This is a genomic window from Paraburkholderia sediminicola (assembly GCF_046030555.1).
In the GTDB taxonomy this organism is placed as follows: domain Bacteria; phylum Pseudomonadota; class Gammaproteobacteria; order Burkholderiales; family Burkholderiaceae; genus Paraburkholderia; species Paraburkholderia sediminicola_E.
Map to the genome: position 1 here is coordinate 158066 of NZ_JAQQCH010000006.1, position 14303 is coordinate 172368.

The following is a 14303-nucleotide window of genomic DNA, read 5'->3' on the forward strand; positions in this document are numbered from 1 at the left end:
CTGCCTCTTTTCAGGAATTCGTCATGTGGATCGTCAAGCTCGCGCTGCGCCGCCCATATACCTTCGTGGTTCTCGCGGTGTTGATCTTTATCGTTGGCCCGCTCGCGATACTACGCACGCCCACCGATATCTTTCCGAACATCGACATCCCGGTGGTCAGCATCGTCTGGACGTATAACGGCTTTTCCGCCCAGGATATGGCCAACCGCATCACCTCGAACTACGAGCGCGCGCTGACCTCGGACGTCGACGATATCGAGCACATTGAGTCGCAATCGCTGAATGGCGTCTCGGTAGTGAAGATCTTTTTTCACCCGGGTGCGGACATCAATCGGGCGATTGCCGAGGCGGCCTCCAATTCCGCGTCCATTCTGCGCGTGCTGCCGCCTGGTACGCTGCCGCCGAACATCATTACGTACAACGCGTCGACAGTGCCGATCCTGCAGCTCGGGCTTTCCAGCGACACGCTATCCGAACAGCAGCTCTACGATCTCGGTAACAGTCAGATCCGCACGCAACTGGCGACGGTGCAAGGCGCGTCGGTGCCGTTGCCGTTCGGCGGCAAGGTCCGCCAGATCATGGTCGATATCGATCCGCGCGCGCTCCAGGCCAAGGGTCTTGACCCGCTCGACGTGGTGAACGCCGTCAATGCACAGAACCTGATTCTGCCGGGCGGCACCGCGAAAATCGGCACGAAGGAATACAACGTGCAGATGAATGGCAGCACCGACACGGTGGCCGCGCTGAACGACCTGCCGATCAAGACGGTGGCCGGCGGCGTGGTGTATGCGCGAGACGTCGCCCATGTGCGCGATGGCTACGCGCCGCAAACCAACATTGTGCGCAGCGACGGGGAACGCGCCGCCCTGCTCACCGTCGAAAAATCCGGCAGCACGTCCACGCTAACCATCATCCAGCAGGTCAAGGCCATGTTGCCGCATATTGCGGCCGGCTTGCCAAGTGCGTTGCACATCACCGCGCTGTCGGATCAGTCGGTGTTCGTGAAGTCGGCGGTAGTGGGTGTGGCACGCGAGGCGGTGATTGCCGCCGCCTTGACCGCCGTGATGATCCTGCTGTTTCTCGGCAGCTGGCGCGCCACGCTGATCATTGCGGTGTCGATTCCGCTCGCGGTGCTGACTTCTCTGATCGCGCTTTCCGCGCTCGGTCAGACCATCAACATCATGACGCTCGGCGGCCTCGCACTCGCGGTGGGTATTCTCGTCGACGATGCCACCGTCGCGATCGAAAACATCACGCATCATCTGGAAAACGGCGAGCCGCTGCACGACGCGATTCTGAACGGCTCAGGTGAAATCGCCGTGCCGACGTTCGTCTCGACACTGTCGATCTGCATCGTGTTCGTGCCGATGTTTCTGCTCTCCGGCGTCGCGCGCTATCTGTTCGTGCCACTCGCCGAAGCGGTGGTGTTCGCGATGATCGCGTCGTATTTCTTCTCGCGTACGCTGGTGCCGACGCTCGCGATGTATCTGATGCGCGCACGCAGCAATACGCCGGTGACGGGTAACGGGCCGATTGCGCGGTTGATCCGCTTCCAGGCCGGTTTCGAACATCGCTTCGAACGCTTGCGCGAAGGTTATCGCGGCGTGCTTGCCGAGGCGATTGCGAGTCCGCGTCGCTTCATCGTCATCTTCCTCGTGCTGTGTCTCGGCTCGCTCGCGCTGGTGCCATTCGCCGGCCGCGATTTTTTCCCGGCTGTCGATACCGGCGAAATCCGCCTGCATCTGCGTGCGCCGACCGGCACGCGTATTGAAGACACCGCACGCATCACCGATGAAGTCGAAGCCCGGGTGCGCAGTGTGATTCCGAAGCAGGAACTGGCCGCCATGCTCGACAATATCGGCGTGCCGGTGAGCGGTATCAATCTGACCTACGATTCGTCGGACCCGATCGGCCCGGAAGACGCCGATGTGATGATCACCCTCGCGGCCAAACACAAGCCCACCGCGGCTTATGTGGCGACGCTGCGCACGACGTTGTCCAAGGATTTCCCCGGCGTCACGTTTGCATTTCTGCCCGCCGACATCGTGAGCCAGATTCTCAATTTCGGCTTGCCGGCGCCGATCGATATCCAGATTGTCGGCAACAAGCTCGACGCTAACCGCGTGGTCGCGAACCGTTTGCTCGAAGAACTGCGCGGCGTGCGTGGTCTCGTCGATGCGCGAATCCAGCAACCGGGCGATGCGCCCGCAATCAACGTGAATGTCGACCGCACACGGGCGATCCAGGCTGGCTTGTTGCAGCGTGACGTGTCGCAGAACCTGCTGATCGCGCTCTCCGGCAGTTCGCAGACTTCGCCGAATTTCTGGCTCGATCCGCGCAACGGCGTCAGCTATCCGCTGATGGCGATGATGCCGCAGTACGACATCAATTCGCTGCAAGCGCTCGCCAATATCCCGGTCGCGCAGAATGGCGGCACGAGTGCCGGCGTAATGAATGCGTCCGTTGCGGCCAACGGTAACGGCCCCGCGCCGCAGAACCTGCTCGGCGCGCTGAGCACGCTGACACGCGGCACCCAGCAAGCCGTTGTCTCGCACTACAACGTACAGCCGGTCCTCGATATTTTTGCGTCGGCCCAAGGGCGCGATCTCGGTGGCGTGGCGGCCGACGTGACCCGGCTTGTCGATCAGATCCGGCCGCAATTGCCGCCTGGTGCGTCGATCGTGGTGCGCGGCCAGGTGCAGGCGATGCACGACTCGTTCAGCGGCCTCGCAAGCGGACTCGTATTCGCGATCGCCCTGGTCTATCTGCTGATGGTCGTCAATTTCCAGTCTTGGCTCGATCCGTTCATCATCATCAGTGGCCTGCCGGCCTCGCTCGCGGGCATCGCGTGGATGCTGTTCAGCACCGGCACGAGTCTGAGCGTGCCGGCACTGACCGGCACGATTCTGTGCATCGGCATCGCCACGGCCAACAGCATTCTCGTGATCAACACCGCGCGTGAATTTCATCACGCCGGTAGGCCACCGTTGCAGGCTGCGCTCGAAGCGGGCTTCAGTCGCTTCCGTCCGGTGCTGATGACCGCGCTCGCCATGCTGATCGGCATGCTGCCAATGGCGCTCGGCCTCGGCGACGGCGGTGAACAGAACGCGCCGCTCGGCCGCGCGGTGATCGGTGGCCTGGCGCTTGGCACGGTGTCCACCTTGCTGTTTGTTCCGGTCGTCTACGGGATGGTGCATGCATGGCTCGACAAGCGTCGCGCGGCTCGAACCGGCACACAAGAATCCGGCGTTCCCGCCCGCACACATTGATTCCGACAAGAGCCTGCTCATGAACAATCCATCACTTCCGCCCGACCTCGGCGACGGGTCTGAACCGGCCGACAAGGCTGACCGCGCCGCTGAGGCCGCCAGGACCGACGACGCGGCCCGCGCCGCCGACATGCCCGGCACGGCCACGAGCCCGAAGCCGCGCCGCCTATGGCCGCTCGCATTGACCGGCCTCGCCGCAGCGTTGCTGATCGTCGGCATCGTGCCGCGTCTGCACGCCAGCGCCGCGCTGACGCAACAGACACAAGCGCAAAGCATTCTCAGCGTTTCCGTGGTCATGCCGCGTCCCGCGCCCTCTGTCCACGAGCTGCTGTTGCCCGGCTCGGTGACGCCGTTCGCCGAAGCGTCGATCTATGCCCGCACGAGCGGCTATCTCGCGCACTGGAACACCGACATCGGCGCCCAGGTGAAAAGCGGCCAGACGCTCGCCACGATCAACGCGCCCGATCTGGATGCGCAACTGCGCCAGGCCCGTGCCGACGAAGCCACCGCGCAAGCCAACTTCGACTTCGCGAAGACCACCGCGCAGCGCTGGCAGGAGATGCTGAAAACCCAATCGGTCGCGCAACAGGATGCGGATACGAAAGTCAGCGACATGGAAGCGCGTCGCGCGATGCTGGCGTCGGCCCAAGCCAATGTCGCGCATCTGGCCGAGCTGGTGTCGTACGAAAAGATCACTGCACCGTTCGACGGCACGATCACCGCGCGCAACGTCGATGTCGGCGCACTCGTGACGGCGGGCGGCACGCCCGGCACGGCGGGTATGTCGGGCGAACTGTTTCATATCCAGCAGACCGGCGTGCTGCGCGTGTTCGTCGACGTACCGCAGAACGACGCGCCCTACGTCACGCCTGACACGGGTGTGTATCTGACCGCCCAGCAGTATCCCGGGCGGCACATCGCCGCAAAGGTGGCGCGCACTACCGGTTCGATCGATCCGTCGAGCCGCACGCTGCGCGTCGAGGTCGACGTCGATAACAAGGACGGCGCGCTGATGCCTGGCGCCTACGCACAGGTGCATCTGCAGTTGCAGTCGACCACGCCGGCGCTCGATCTGCCGGTCAGCGCCCTGCTCTTTCGTCCGGATGGCGTGACGGTCGCCGTGGTCGACGGCAACGGTCGTGCGGTGCTCAAGACCGTGCACATCGGCCGCGATTTCGGCACGCATGTGGAGATCACCACGGGCCTCGCGGCCACCGACCGCGTGATCGATAACCCAGGCGATTCGCTGAGTACCGGCCAGGCCGTGCAGATCGCGCCGGCCGCGCATGGTTGAGCGCCAGTCATCGAAAGGATGAGCCGAATGTCTTCAATATCTTTTTCACGGCGGCTTTTGTGCTATTCGCTTCTGAGTCGTCCGTTTTTGCATCGTCCGTTCTTGCGCCGGTCCGTTGCGGTCACGCTGATTGGCGCGCTCCTGAGCGCCTGCTCGACATTGCCGCCTTACCAGCGCCCCACCGCAGAGATTCCCGCGCAGTACGCAGGCGCGGCGCCTGGCTGGGCGCAGGCCGCCCCTGCCGACACCGCACCGCGCGGCCCCTGGTGGACGATCTTCAACGATCCGGTGCTGAACCAGCTTGAAGCGCGCGTCGACGTCTCGAATCAGACCGTGCGCAAGGCAGTTGCACAGGTGCAGCAAGCGCGTTCGATGGTGGATTATCAGCGCGCCGGCTTTTTCCCGACGATCACCGCCGGTGTCGCCCAGGATCGCTCGCGGACTTCACAGAACGTCGAAGGCAAATCGCTCGCGGGCAAGACCGTGCCGGATTATTCGGCGGGTGTATCGGCGAGCTGGGAGCCGGACCTGTTCGGCCGGGTGCGCGACACCGTGACCGGCGCGCGAGCCGATGCCGATGCGAGCGCGGCGGATCTCGAAACTGTGCGTCTGTCGATGAGTGCCGATCTCGCTGTCGACTATTTCTCCCTGCGCTCGCTCGACACGCAAAAGAAGCTGCTAGACGACAGCGTGAGCGCCTATGCCGCCGCCTTGAAGCTGCTGCAGCAACAACTGAAAGACGGCGCGATCGATGCCTCCGCCGTCGCGCAGGCCACGACCCAACTCGAAGCGACGCGCACGCAAGATACCGACATCGACGTGACGCGCGCGCAGATGCAGCATGCGATTGCCACGCTGATCGGCGAGCCGGCCTCGACCTTCACGCTGCCGCCGAACGGCTCGGCTGCGCCGCCGCCGGCGATTCCTGTTGGCTTGCCGTCGCAACTGCTCGAACGACGCCCCGACATCGCCGCGGCCGAACGGCGCGTGGCGTCGGCGAATGCACAGATCGGAGTGGCGCACGCGGCGTTCTTCCCAGATCTGGTGTTGTCGGCAAGCGCAGGACTGGAAAGCACCTTCTTCGCGCCTTGGCTCAGCGCGCCGAGTCTGTTCTGGTCGCTCGGCCCGCAACTGGTCGGCACGCTGTTCGACGGCGGCAAGCGCACGGCCAGTCTGCATGGCGCGACGGCGCAGTACGACGGCGCGGTGGCGGATTACCGGCAATCGGTGTTGGTGGCCTTCCAGCAGGTCGAGGACAATCTGTCCGCCTTGCATTCGCTCGCCGACGAAGCCGCCAGCCAACAGCGCGCGACCACAGCCGCGGATCTGTCGTTGCGGCTCACGACGAATCGCTTCAACGCGGGCGCGGTCAGCTATCTCGACGTGGTGACCGCGCAGACGATCGCGCTGACGAACCAGCGCACGGCAGATCAGATTGCCGCGCGGCAGTTGGAGTCGAGCGTGTTGTTGTTGAAGGCGCTGGGTGGGACGTGGGATGGTCAAGATGACCACGCCGCTCAGCCAACCCCTGAATCAACCCTTAAACCCGCCGGAACGTAAGAACGAAACGCGTACTCTGCGCGTCGCTCTCAGCGTGCACTGTGCCGCCATGCAACTCCATGATCGTGCGGACGATGGCAAGGCCGAGCCCCGTCGAACCGGTGGACCCCTGCGACGAGCCGGACGAAGGCAAGGCGCTGCGCGACGGATCGATGCGATAGAAACGGTCGAAAATGCGTTCGAGATGCTCGGCGGCAATCGGCTGCCCCTGGTTCGACACGGTGACGCGTACCCCGCCAGCCGATGCGTGGGCATCGAGCGCGATCTCACCGCCGTACGGCGTATAGCGGATCGCGTTAGCAAGCAGATTGCTGACAGCACGGCGAAATAGCTCAAGATCCGCCGTCAGAGTCGCGGCACCCGTCACCTGCAGCCTGACGTGTGCATCGTCGGCGATACCCTCGAAGTATTCGGCAATCCGCGTCAGTTCCTGCCCGGCATCGAACTCGCGCATATGTTTGACGAACTGCGGATGTTCAGCGCGGGCAAGAAACAACACGTTTTCGATCATTCGCGACAGGCGATCGCACTCTTCCAGATTCGATGCGAGCAGCGCCTCGTATTCGTCGGCGGAGCGTGGCCGGGCAAGCGCGACTTCGGCGGCGCCGCGCATGTTGCCAAGCGGCGTGCGCATATCGTGCGCGAGGTCGGCGGTGAAACGCGACAGGCGCTGAAAGCCCTGATCGACGCGTTCGAGCATGGCATTCAGCGACGCCACCAGTGCTTCTAGTTCGCTCGGCACACGCGCCACCGTGATCCGCGTATTCAGACGATTGACCGTGACGAGCCCCGCACTCGCCGCGATATCACGCAACGGTCGCATGGCCGCGCGAATCAGCAGATAGCTCAGCAGCATCGCCAGAATCACGCCGGCCGCGCCGGCGACGTTCAGCTTGTCGCGATAGCGGTCGAGCAGCCGCCAGCGGTCGCTCATGTTGCGCGCGATCAGCACGGTCGCCGTGTCGCCGTCGTGCAGCCGCGCATCCGCGAGAATGCCGCGAATCGGTGCGCCGTTGCGGCCGGTCCATGCGCCGATATCCGCGTCGGTAATGCGCGCCGAAGCGGCAATGCGCGTGAGCGGCGGCAACGCGGCGATCGTCTCGACGCCGCCGGCTTCAGCGGTTTCGCCGGCATCGCTGGGATCGCTCGTGTCGCCTGCCCCATTGAGTGCGACCGAAGCATCAGGCGCATTTGAGACTGTAGACGCCGCAATGCCTGCCGCGCCGCCCGGCGTCGGGAATGTCTCCCCGGCGTTATGCTCGATCGCCATGCGCCCATCGGGGCCGAACACTTCCATCGACATCGCTTCATTGCCCAGCACGGTGCTGGCCAAACGCTCGCCGTGCTCGCGAATGCCTTTCGCGCTATCGAGTTCCTGCGCGAGCCGCCGTGCGTGGCGTGCCGCGAGCACGATGTCGAGATCGTCTTGCGCCTTGATCTGCTTCTCGAGCGCAAGATACAGAAAACTCCCGACAAGCATGAACACCGCGAGCGTGGTGACGCCGAAGGCAAGCGCGAGCGTCGCGGCGAGCGAGCGGCCGCGCATCAGGCGGCGCCCTTCAATTCGAGCACATAGCCGACGCCGCGCACCGTGTGAATCAGCTTGACGGGAAAGTTATCGTCGATCTTGGTGCGCAGCCGGCGGATCGCGACTTCGACGACATTGGTGTCGCTGTCGAAATTCATGTCCCACACATAGGACGCAATCTGCGTGCGGCTCAGTACTTCGCCCTGACGGCGCGCCAGCAACTGCAGCAGCGAAAACTCACGTGGCGTGAGATCGATACGCGTGCCGCCGCGTTTCACCCGCCGCCGATTGACGTCCATTTCCAGATCGCCGACCTTGATCAGTTCGCTTTCGCGCGGCGGCCCACGGCGCGCCAGCGTGCGCACCCGGGCCAGCAATTCGACGAAGGCGAAGGGCTTGACCAGGTAATCGTCCGCGCCGAGTTCGAGACCGCGAACGCGATCGTCGACGTCGTCGCGAGCCGTGAGGAACAGCACCGGCGTGGTACGCGTGCTGCGCAAGGTCTTGACGATGGTCCAGCCATCCATGCCGGGCAGCATCACGTCGAGCACGATCACGTCATATTCTTCTTCCTGCGCGAGGATCAACCCTTGCGGGCCGTCGTTCGCGACATCGACCGCGTAGCCGGATTCTTCCAGGCCTTTCTTCAGATAAGCCGCTGTTTTGAGCTCGTCCTCGATCACCAGGATTCGCATGGGGAGTGCTCCGCTGTGCTTGATCGTCAAATCATACCGGCAAGCGGCGCGCGAGATGATTACGATCCGGTAATGTCGGCGGCGGGCGGTGGCCGGCCCGATCTGCTTGTCGAACGGCCATGTTCAAGCGGCCGCCGGGCCGTTGAACATCGACATCCTTTCCAGCATCCAGCGCAGCAATTCATCCGCGGCGGTGGCCAACGGCCGGCCCGCCCGAACCAGGATCCGGGCCTTCGCCGAAGCAAATAGCGGATGCTCGATCGGCAATGCAACCAGTTCGCCCGCCGCGATTTCGTGCATCGCGGCGAAGCTTCCCATTAGCGTCGCACCCTCGCCCTTCTTGACGAAGCGTTTCAACACCGTCAGCGAGTTGGTGGTGAGCGTCGGCCGGATCTGCACGTTATCGGCGAAGGCGAGCATCTGCACGGCTTGCCCGAGACCGAATGCCGGTGGCATCAGCGCGAGCGGACACTGAAGCATCTCATCGACGCTGACCGGCCCACCGCGCACCGCCAGCGGGTGCCCGGCGTGCACGAGCAGCACCACGGGCTGGAGTGAGGTGGCCCGGTACTCGATGTGCGGATCGCTTGGCGGGTTGTACGCCAGCCCGATATGGGCACGGCTTTCAACGACTTCGCTCACGATGTCGTTGACCGGCAGCATTTCCACCGTGATGTCGAGTTTCGGATAGCGGGCGCAGAAGTCCGTCAGCACTTCGTCCATCAAGCCGTCGATATAGCCTTCACTGATCGCCAGCCTGACATGCCCCTGCTGCAGCCCATGGAGCGCCTGTAAGCGCTGTTCGAACTGCTCCTGCTGTGCCTGGCAGCCGCGCCAGAATTCGATCAGATGCTGCGCCGCTTCGGTGGGCGCGACGCCACGCGCGTGGCGCTCGAACAGCGGCGCGCCGATCTCGTCTTCCAGCAGCCTGATTTGCCGCGTGATCACCGAAGCCGCGGTGTTCAGCCGGTCCGCAGCGCTGCGAATCGACCCGTGAGTGAGCACTTCGTGGAAATAGCGCAAGCGGCGCTGATTGATTTCCCGCATCGTCTGGCTCCTTTGCCTGGGGCGTCGCCCATTCCTTATGTCATCGAGCGTTGCCCAATGAGCAACACTACTTCACTTTAGTTGCTCTTGCTATCCAGTTATTGGTTACCGACTATCGGCCCGGTACCCAATCAAGAGAAATCGCAAGCCAGTCATCACATAGTCGTTCCCTACCCGCCGCTCGCAACCGCTCCCCTGGAGGCTGTCCGTGTCCGCTATTCCATCGAATCCGAGTGCCGACGAGGCCACGGCGCTTTACAGCCGGCTCAACTGGCGTTTGTTGCCGTTCCTGCTCATCTGCTATCTGTTTGCGAGCCTCGACCGACTCAACATCGGCTTCGCGAAACTGCAGATGCAAAGCGATCTGGGCTTTTCCGATGCGGTCTACGGTGTCGGCGCGGGCATCTTTTTTCTCGGCTATGTGCTGTTCGAAGTGCCGAGCAATCTGCTGCTGCCGAAAGTGGGCGCGCGCAAAACGATCAGCCGCATTCTGGTGTTGTGGGGCCTCACGTCCGCGTCGATGCTGTTCGTCCACAACGTGCCGATGTTTTACGGCCTGCGCTTTCTGCTTGGCGTCTTTGAAGCCGGCTTCGCGCCGGGCATGATCTTTTACCTGACCTACTGGTACGGCGAAGCCCGCATGGCGCGCGCGATCGCGACCGTGATGATCGCCGGGCCGCTCAGCGGCGTGGTCGGCGGCCCGCTGTCGACGTGGGTCATGACGGCCTTCGCGGGTGCCTATGGACTCGCCGGCTGGCAATGGATGTTTCTGGTCGAAGGCCTGCCGTGCATCGTGCTCGGTGTGATCGCGTGGTTCTTCCTGGTCGATCGCCCCGCCGACGCGAAGTGGCTCTCGGCCGACGACAAACGGGTGCTCGACAGCGGCCTGGGCGCGCCGCCTGTGGCGCATCACTCGTTCGGGCAGATTGCGCGCGATCCACGCGTGTACCTGATGGCGATCGCGTATTTTTGCGTGATCTGCGGCATCTATACGGTCAACTTCTGGCTGCCGACCATTCTCAAGGCGGACGGCGTGACCGACACGATGCAGATCGGGCTCTATTCGACGATTCCCTACGTTGCCGCGGTGATCGGCATGTATCTCGGCGGACGCAGTTCGGATCGCCACGGTGAACGGCGTTGGCACAGCGCGGTGCCGGCGCTCATCGGCGCCGTGGCGCTGGCCGTCGCGACGCTGGCGAGCGGACATCTGGCGTTGTCGCTGCTTTTCATGACCGTCGCCACGGCAATGATGTGGGTCTCCTACACCGTCTTCTGGGCCATTCCGTCCGCTTATCTGAAGGGCGATGCGGCCGCCGGCGGCATCGCGCTGATCAACACCATCGGCCTGTTAGGCGGCTTTCTGAGTCCGACGATCATCGGTTGGGCCAAGATGGCGACGGGCAGCCTGCAGGCAGGCCTGTATGTGATGGTCGGGTTGCTGGCGCTCGGCGCGATTCTGCTGCTCGCGAACCGCCTGCCTTCGCCAGCCATCGTGCAGGTTCGCCGGGCCTGACACGCCGACTCTAGTGACTCAATGAGCTGACTCAGTGACCAACCCGCGTGACGCAAACTGCGTGGCCAAACTCAGTGGCCAAACCGCGTGACCGAACTGAGTGACCAGACTCAATGGATATGCCGGCACGACCCTGCGTGCCGGCTTCTTCAACGGAGAGCATTAACTTGGCATTCAATATCCTGATTGCTGGCTTCCAGCACGAGACCAATACCTTTGCGCCGTCGCCCGCGACCTATGACAGCTTCGTGCGTGGCGAGGGCCATCCGGCCATGACGCGCGGCGACGCCGTGCTCGCGCTGCGCGACGTCAATCTGCCGATCGGCGGCTTTATCCGCGCGAGCGAGCAGCACGGACATATGCTGACACCGGTGATCTGGACCGCCGCCAGTCCATCCGCGCAAGTCACCGAAGACGCCTACGAGCGGATTGCCGGCGAAATCGTCGCGGCCGCGGGCGTCGGCGGTTTCGATGCCATCTATCTCGACTTGCACGGCGCGATGGTCGCGCAGCATGTGGACGACGGTGAAGGTGAACTGCTCGCGCGCCTGCGGGCGAAAGTCGGTGCGTCCGTGCCGATTGTCGCCTCGCTCGACCTTCACGCAAACGTGACCGAGCGCATGCTCGCAAGCGCGGATGCGCTAGTCGCTTACCGTACCTATCCGCACGTCGACATGGCGGCGACGGGGGCCCGGGCGGAGCGCCTGCTCGCGCGTCTGCTGGGTGAGCGCAAACCGCTCGTGCGCGCCGCGCGCCGCTTGCCGTTCCTGATTCCGATCAACGGCATGTGCACCCTGCTCGAACCGGCACGCTCGATGTACGAGGCACTCGGCGCGCTGGAAAAAGATCAGGTCGTCTCGCTGTCGTTCGCGCCAGGCTTTCCGGCTGCTGATTTCCCCGAGTGCGGCCCGGTTATCTGGGGCTACGGCGACAACGCGGCGGCGGCGCGCACGGCCGTCGATGCGCTCTACGACACCATGCTTCGCGACGAATCATTATGGGCCGTGCCGTTTATGTCCCCCGAGGCGGCCGTCGCCGAAGCGATGTGCCTCTCCGCCACGGCGCAGAAACCCGTTGTAATTGCGGACACCCAGGACAATCCAGGCGCGGGTGCCGATTCGAACACGACCGGCATGCTGCGCGCGTTGCTGGCCGCAGGCGCACAAGACGCCGCCCTCGGCCTGATCTGGGATCCGGAAGCGGCCGCGCAAGCGCACGCGGCGGGTGTCGGCGCCACGCTCGAGTTGGCGCTTGGCGGCCGCTCGAACGTGCCTGGCGACGCGCCGTTCGCGGGCCGCTTCGAGGTCGTGGCCCTGTCCGATGGCCGTTGCCGCTACGACGGCCCGATGATGCACGGCATGCAGGTGAATCTCGGACCCGTCGCCTGCCTGAAAATCGGCGGCGTGCGGATTGCCGTGAGTTCGAGCAAGGCACAGATGCTCGACCGCAATCTGTATCGGGTCGCGGGCATCGAGCCGGAGCAGATGAAAATACTCGTGAACAAGAGCTCCGTGCATTTTCGCGCTGACTTCGAGCCGATTGCGCACGCCGTGCTGGTCGCCAAGGCCCCCGGTCCGATGACCGCTGACCCGGGCGACTTGCCATGGACGCGGCTCACGCCCGGCATCCGCACGCGACCGATGGGCGCGCCGTTTGCCGGCTAGGTGCACAGGCGGGGCGCTCCGGCCGGACACGGTAATATGGGCGGCAGCACGCGCTGCCGCTCAACTCACACGACTCGTTGCGGCGCAGGTGCACGCCCACAAGGAGGCAATCGTGTATAACAGCCGGTCTTGCTATCGCGCCCTGCTAGGGCTGGCGCCTTTGCTGGTATGGGTGCTGCTGGCCCAGCCGCGGCTCGCGTCCGCCAGTGAGGACGGCGCCAACGCCAGCGCGGAAGCTGCAGGCCAGCGTGCCCGCTTTGACCAGGAGTTCTGTGGTGGAACCGCGCAGGACGTGGCAGCGTACAAGGAAAAGCTCAGAAAGGTTCTCGCCGAAGCCAGCCAGTTCGACACACGCTGGCAGGCAGGCTGGCAGCGCGGGGATAGCGATGCGATCCAGATGCGTTCGCTGCAACTCAGTTCCCCGGCGGAATTCGCGGTGCGGGTCAAAGGCAACTGCGATCGTATCAAATGGCAAGCCGACAACCTGCTTCGGGTACGCCCACCTAAGTAGCCGTTCGTCCGAAGCTGTTATTCTTCCCTCTCTCCCGACCGTCAACTGGTCGCCTGCCGCCTCCGGGCGGCATTCCCAAGCGGCGCGCTCACGCGCCCGGCATCAGCGAGACAGGAATTTGCATGTTCGGTTTTCTGCGCGGCTATTTTTCCAACGACCTGGCAATCGACCTCGGCACGTCGAACACCCTCATCTATATGCGTGGCAAGGGTATCGTGCTGGATGAACCCTCAGTGGTCTCGATTCGCCAGGAAGGCGGCCCTAACGGCAAGAAGATCATTCTGGCCGTCGGCAAGGAAGCAAAACAGATGCTCGGCAAGGTGCCGGGCAATATCGAGGCGATCCGCCCGATGAAGGACGGCGTGATCGCCGACTTCAACATCACCCAGCAGATGATCAAGCGCTTCATCCAGATGGCGCACGAGTCGCGGATGTTCGCGCCGTCGCCGCGCATCATCATCTGCGTGCCGTGCGGGTCGACTCAGGTCGAACGGCGCGCGATCAAGGAAGCTGCGCATAGCGCGGGCGCCTCGCAGGTCTATCTGATCGAAGAGCCGATGGCGGCGGCCACCGGTGCCGGGTTGCCCGTATCCGAGGCGACCGGCTCGATGGTGGTCGATATCGGCGGCGGCACTACCGAAGTGGGCGTGATCTCGCTTGGCGGCGTCGTTTATAAAGGCTCGGTGCGCGTGGGCGGCGACAAGTTCGACGACGCGATCGTCAACTATATCCGCCGCAACTACGGCATGCTGATCGGCGAACAGACCGCCGAGGCGATCAAGAAGGAAATCGGTTCCGCGTTTCCAGGCTCCGAAGTCAAGGAGATGGAAGTCAAAGGCCGCAACATGTCAGAAGGTATTCCGCGCAGCTTCACGGTGTCCAGCAACGAGATTCTCGAAGCGCTCACCGATCCGCTGAATCAGATCGTCTCCGCGGTAAAGATCGCGCTCGAACAGACGCCGCCGGAACTCGGCGCGGACATTGCCGAGCGCGGCATCATGCTGGCGGGTGGCGGCGCATTGCTGCGCGATCTGGACCGGCTGCTTGCCGAAGAAACCGGCTTGCCGGTGTTCGTCGCCGAGGCGCCGCTGACCTGTGTGGTGCGCGGCTCGGGGATGGCGCTGGAGCGGATGGATAAGTTCGGCGGGGCTTTCTCTTACGAATAACGCTTATGGGTAACGCTTGCGAGGGCCGCTTCGCAAGCGCCGATCGCTCAGAT

10 protein-coding genes are annotated in these 14303 nt (G+C 63.9%); 7 read left to right on the forward strand and 3 right to left on the reverse strand.

From position 1 onward, the window contains the following. The first annotated feature begins 23 nt into the window (after window positions 1-23). Genes PQQ52_RS11600 through PQQ52_RS11610 form a run of 3 tightly spaced genes read left to right on the forward strand, consistent with a single transcriptional unit; the run spans window position 24 to window position 6123 of the window. Entirely contained in the window at window positions 24-3269 is a 3246-nt protein-coding gene (locus PQQ52_RS11600; RefSeq protein WP_408210679.1) for an efflux RND transporter permease subunit, read from the forward strand. A 19-nt stretch (window positions 3270-3288) separates the two neighbouring features. Then, a complete protein-coding gene (locus tag PQQ52_RS11605) occupies window positions 3289-4563 on the forward strand; it encodes an efflux RND transporter periplasmic adaptor subunit (RefSeq protein WP_408210682.1) in 1275 nt (424 codons plus the stop codon). A 27-nt stretch (window positions 4564-4590) separates the two neighbouring features. After that, complete coding sequence (locus PQQ52_RS11610; RefSeq protein WP_408210685.1) at window positions 4591-6123, forward strand: efflux transporter outer membrane subunit; 1533 nt, start codon at window positions 4591-4593, stop codon at window positions 6121-6123. On the opposite strand, the gene PQQ52_RS11615 is transcribed toward PQQ52_RS11610, so the two are convergent. From PQQ52_RS11615 to PQQ52_RS11625, 3 genes are all read right to left on the reverse strand, one after another. After that, window positions 6104-7669, reverse strand: a complete 1566-nt coding sequence (locus PQQ52_RS11615) for a heavy metal sensor histidine kinase (RefSeq protein WP_408210688.1) — start codon at window positions 7667-7669, stop codon at window positions 6104-6106. The two genes, PQQ52_RS11610 and PQQ52_RS11615, sit on opposite strands and share 20 nt — an antisense overlap. After that, complete coding sequence (locus PQQ52_RS11620) at window positions 7669-8346, reverse strand: heavy metal response regulator transcription factor (RefSeq protein WP_408210690.1); 678 nt, start codon at window positions 8344-8346, stop codon at window positions 7669-7671. The genes PQQ52_RS11615 and PQQ52_RS11620 overlap by 1 nt, the downstream gene beginning before the upstream one ends. Before the next feature lie 123 nt (window positions 8347-8469). Next, complete coding sequence (locus tag PQQ52_RS11625; protein ID WP_408210692.1) at window positions 8470-9393, reverse strand: LysR family transcriptional regulator; 924 nt, start codon at window positions 9391-9393, stop codon at window positions 8470-8472. Between the two features lie 208 nt (window positions 9394-9601). Between PQQ52_RS11625 and PQQ52_RS11630 the strand changes: the two genes are divergently transcribed. From PQQ52_RS11630 to PQQ52_RS11645, 4 genes are all read left to right on the forward strand, one after another. Continuing rightward, the gene (locus tag PQQ52_RS11630) at window positions 9602-10909 is read left to right on the forward strand and encodes an MFS transporter (RefSeq protein WP_408210694.1); all 1308 of its coding nucleotides are present in this window, start codon (window positions 9602-9604) and stop codon (window positions 10907-10909) included. A gap of 167 nt (window positions 10910-11076) precedes the next feature. After that, a complete protein-coding gene (locus PQQ52_RS11635) occupies window positions 11077-12573 on the forward strand; it encodes a M81 family metallopeptidase (protein WP_408210696.1) in 1497 nt (498 codons plus the stop codon). Window positions 12574-12685: 112 nt separating this feature from the next. Then, entirely contained in the window at window positions 12686-13084 is a 399-nt protein-coding gene (locus PQQ52_RS11640) for a hypothetical protein (RefSeq protein WP_408210699.1), read from the forward strand. 122 nt (window positions 13085-13206) lie between these two features. Beyond that, a complete protein-coding gene (locus tag PQQ52_RS11645) occupies window positions 13207-14250 on the forward strand; it encodes a rod shape-determining protein (protein ID WP_028194510.1) in 1044 nt (347 codons plus the stop codon). Window positions 14251-14303 lie beyond the last annotated feature (53 nt).

Coding starts and splice junctions, on each gene's coding strand:
- PQQ52_RS11600 (WP_408210679.1), top strand. CDS start 24: ATGTGGATCGTCAAGCTCGCGCTGCGCCGCCCATATACCTTCGTGGTT.
- PQQ52_RS11605 (WP_408210682.1), top strand. CDS start 3,289: ATGAACAATCCATCACTTCCGCCCGACCTCGGCGACGGGTCTGAACCG.
- PQQ52_RS11610 (WP_408210685.1), top strand. CDS start 4,591: ATGTCTTCAATATCTTTTTCACGGCGGCTTTTGTGCTATTCGCTTCTG.
- PQQ52_RS11615 (WP_408210688.1), bottom strand. CDS start 7,669: ATGCGCGGCCGCTCGCTCGCCGCGACGCTCGCGCTTGCCTTCGGCGTC.
- PQQ52_RS11620 (WP_408210690.1), bottom strand. CDS start 8,346: ATGCGAATCCTGGTGATCGAGGACGAGCTCAAAACAGCGGCTTATCTG.
- PQQ52_RS11625 (WP_408210692.1), bottom strand. CDS start 9,393: ATGCGGGAAATCAATCAGCGCCGCTTGCGCTATTTCCACGAAGTGCTC.
- PQQ52_RS11645 (WP_028194510.1), top strand. CDS start 13,207: ATGTTCGGTTTTCTGCGCGGCTATTTTTCCAACGACCTGGCAATCGAC.